Here is a 3004-nt window from a genome sequence, read left to right as displayed (position 1 = left end):
GTCGGCCTTCGGGCTGGTCCTGACGCGATCTTCGGGCTTCGATTGGGCAACCGAGACCCGCTGGCCGGCCAACCCATTGTGGCCGTCATCGGCGTGGTTCAAGGCCAGCAAGGCAGCGACCGCATCGCCGGATTTGTCTGCTTCAAGCTGGCGCGTCGGGCTTTCCGGTCGCCATGTCGGCAACGGGATGTTGAACGCCACCATGTCCGGCGCGCCGCCCGCGGGACCGGCCGACTTGCCCGAGGGAATTTCAGCATCGGTTGCTGTTGGATTGGCCAGTTCGGCCCGCGCGGTGGAAGCGTTGGCTGCTGCAAGCGGCGCGAGTTGCGGGGTCGGAATGCTGGTCGTGGACCCGCTGCGCGGGGCGAAGGCTGGCAGCGGCACCGAGCCCGGCGCCATGGCCATGACGATCGCTTCAGGCGTCTTCCCCTCCGGTCCAATCGGCGATTCTTCGGCCCTATCGACGGAAGCCATCTGGATGTCGGCGCGCTGGGCATCCTGCGGCGGCACGATTGCGATGCCGGCGGGCCTGGGTTCAACGGACTTGGCCGGCTTGCGTGGCGCCGGCACCGCTTCGGCGACATCATCGGTCTCGTCCGCGCCGCGCCCACCCAGAAGCGTCGCCAGCAGGCCGCGCGCCGGCCTGCGTTGGCCGCCGTCGGCACTTGCCAGGTCGATGTTGGGCGTGCCGGCGCCCTTGCGCGACTTGTAGGCGGCAAACGCCTGCCCATAACCGGGCAGCGGTTTGCCGTCGCTCGGCACATGCAGCGTATTGCCGTTCGGGAATACCCTTGCGAGTTCCTGGCGGCTGATGCCCGGCCAATGCCGCACATTGCCGACATCCATATGTATGAAAGGCGAACCGGAGGTCGGGTAATAGCCTACGCCGCCGCCCTGCATCTTGAGGCCGATGTCGCGCAGCTTCTTCAGCGGCACATCCGGCAGGAAGAAGTCCATCGCGCGGCCAACCATGTGTTGGCTTTCCCGAGCCACGCCCTTCGAGCGGCTGCGCAGCATGGCGTTCGTCGCTGGCGACCGATAGGCGCTGACCACGTGGATATAGGCTCTCGAGCCGCTGGCGCGATAGGCCTGCCAGACAAGATCGAGCAGGCGCGGATCCATCTTCGTCGGTTCGTTGCGACGCCAGTCGCGCAGCATGAGATTGATCTTCTTCAATCCCGCCGGATCATAGCGCCCATTGCGCTTGAAGACGATTTCAGCCTTCTCGCCCGTATGGAGATGTTGAATCTTCAAAGCACGCGTCTCCGCGAACGCGCCGGTGACACACAGGCAAAGGAACGCTGCGATGATGGCAGGCAGTGTCCAAAGACGGGAAGCACGGGGGGCGTTTTGCACGTTTTCGCTCACGTTCATGCCTTGCACGTTCTTTTGTTTCGGGCGATTTCAGGTTCCCGCCCAGATGAAGAGCCTTTCAGCCCTCTTCCTGACAAGCATGGACTTGACCGACGCAGACAGGCGTCCATGCCACAACACGTCATGTTGATGAACAGCATCTTGGTTAACGAATCGTGTCGCTTCCGAGAACGCGTTTCGGCTGGAGTTGCCTGTGGCAGCCATTTTCTGGAGCAATGCACGGCTGATGAGGTCCGCCAGCACGACGGCCGCGCCGTTCCCATGTAGCCGCCTCGCCCTCGCAAATGCAGAGAACGAATGTGCGGCAACAAGGATGTTGGAAACTGGTGCTGCGAGAGAGGATTGAACTCTCGACCTCTCCCTTACCAAGGGAGTGCTCTACCACTGAGCTACCGCAGCCGCTGATGGCGGGGCTTCTGCCATATCGAACCGGCAAGCGCAAGGCCAAGCGCAACGCTTCTGTGAAAGCCTTTGCCGGATAGCTTTTAATGACATGGCAGTGCCACAATGTTGGCTATCCCTGAACAGCAAGCTGGTGGGTCGCCGGCGGGGACGGGGCGATGGACGACAAGGCAATTCCAGTGAAAAAGGATGGTCCACCGAAAAACAGCGCAACAATCCGCAAGGATCGGCTGGCCGAGCAATTGCGCGCCAATCTGCAGAAGCGCAAGGCGCAGTCACGCTCGCGGCGGACCGGCGATGCCGACGAGCGGCCGGACGGGCTCGCTGCATCGAAGGAAATACAAAAAGATTAACTCAAATCGGCCACTCTTGGCCCGGGGTGGGCGAAATCCCATTTCTTGAACCAGCGTAATTCTTGAACCAGATTGGCCAATGGTCTAGACGGGCCGCTACTCAAACGATTGAACCGGCCCTTTTTGGCCGAGAGGGACGTTCTTCCATGGATCGCATCAGAATTGTCGGGGGCAACAAGCTCTCCGGAAGCATTCCGATCTCGGGCGCGAAAAACGCGGCGCTGCCTTTGATGATCGCCTCGCTTTTGACCGACGACACGCTGACGCTGGAAAACGTGCCGCATCTGGCCGATGTCGAGCAACTGATCCGCATCCTGGGCAACCACGGCGTCGATTATTCGGTCAATGGCCGCCGCGAGAAGCAGAATGAGGGCTATTCGCGCACCATCAACTTCTCCGCCCGCAACATCGTCGACACCACAGCGCCCTACGAACTGGTGTCGAAGATGCGCGCCTCGTTCTGGGTGATCGGCCCGCTGCTGGCCCGCATGGGCGAAGCCAAAGTGTCGCTGCCGGGCGGTTGCGCCATCGGCACGCGGCCGGTCGATCTGTTCCTCGAGGGCCTGCAGGCGCTGGGCGCCGATATCGACGTCGACACCGGCTATGTCATCGCCAAGACAAGGAATGGCCGGCTTGTCGGCAACCGCTACATCTTCCCGAAAGTCTCGGTCGGCGCCACCCATGTGCTGATGATGGCCGCGGCGCTCGCCAAGGGCGAGACGGTGCTGGAAAATGCGGCTTGCGAGCCCGAGATCGTCAACCTCGCCGAGTGCCTCAACGCCATGGGCGCGAAGATTTCCGGCGCCGGCACGCCAACCATCACCATCGACGGCGTCGAATCGCTGTCGGGTGCGCGCGTGCGCGTCATCCCCGAC

At 62.5% G+C, this 3004-nt stretch carries 3 protein-coding genes and 1 tRNA gene; 2 read left to right on the top strand and 2 right to left on the bottom strand.

What is annotated here, in order from left to right; all coding sequences use genetic code 11:
- Together EN893_RS26550 and EN893_RS26545 are read right to left on the bottom strand one after the other, a co-directional pair.
- On the bottom strand, window positions 1-1374 hold a 1374-nt coding region (locus tag EN893_RS26550; RefSeq protein ID WP_128361900.1), incomplete at its 3' end, for a YcbK family protein.
- A 324-nt stretch (window positions 1375-1698) separates the two neighbouring features.
- Window positions 1699-1773 (bottom strand) — tRNA-Thr (locus EN893_RS26545).
- Between the two features lie 161 nt (window positions 1774-1934).
- On the opposite strand from EN893_RS26545, the gene EN893_RS26540 reads away from it, so the two are divergent.
- Window positions 1935-2129, top strand: a complete 195-nt coding sequence (locus tag EN893_RS26540; RefSeq protein ID WP_127268678.1) for a hypothetical protein — start codon at window positions 1935-1937, stop codon at window positions 2127-2129.
- A gap of 146 nt (window positions 2130-2275) precedes the next feature.
- On the top strand, window positions 2276-3004 hold a 729-nt coding region (locus EN893_RS26535; RefSeq protein ID WP_128361899.1), incomplete at its 3' end, for a UDP-N-acetylglucosamine 1-carboxyvinyltransferase.

Source organism: Mesorhizobium sp. M7A.F.Ca.CA.004.04.2.1, from assembly GCF_004022825.1.
GTDB lineage: Bacteria > Pseudomonadota > Alphaproteobacteria > Rhizobiales > Rhizobiaceae > Mesorhizobium.
This window is presented reverse-complemented; position numbering and strand designations above follow the sequence as displayed.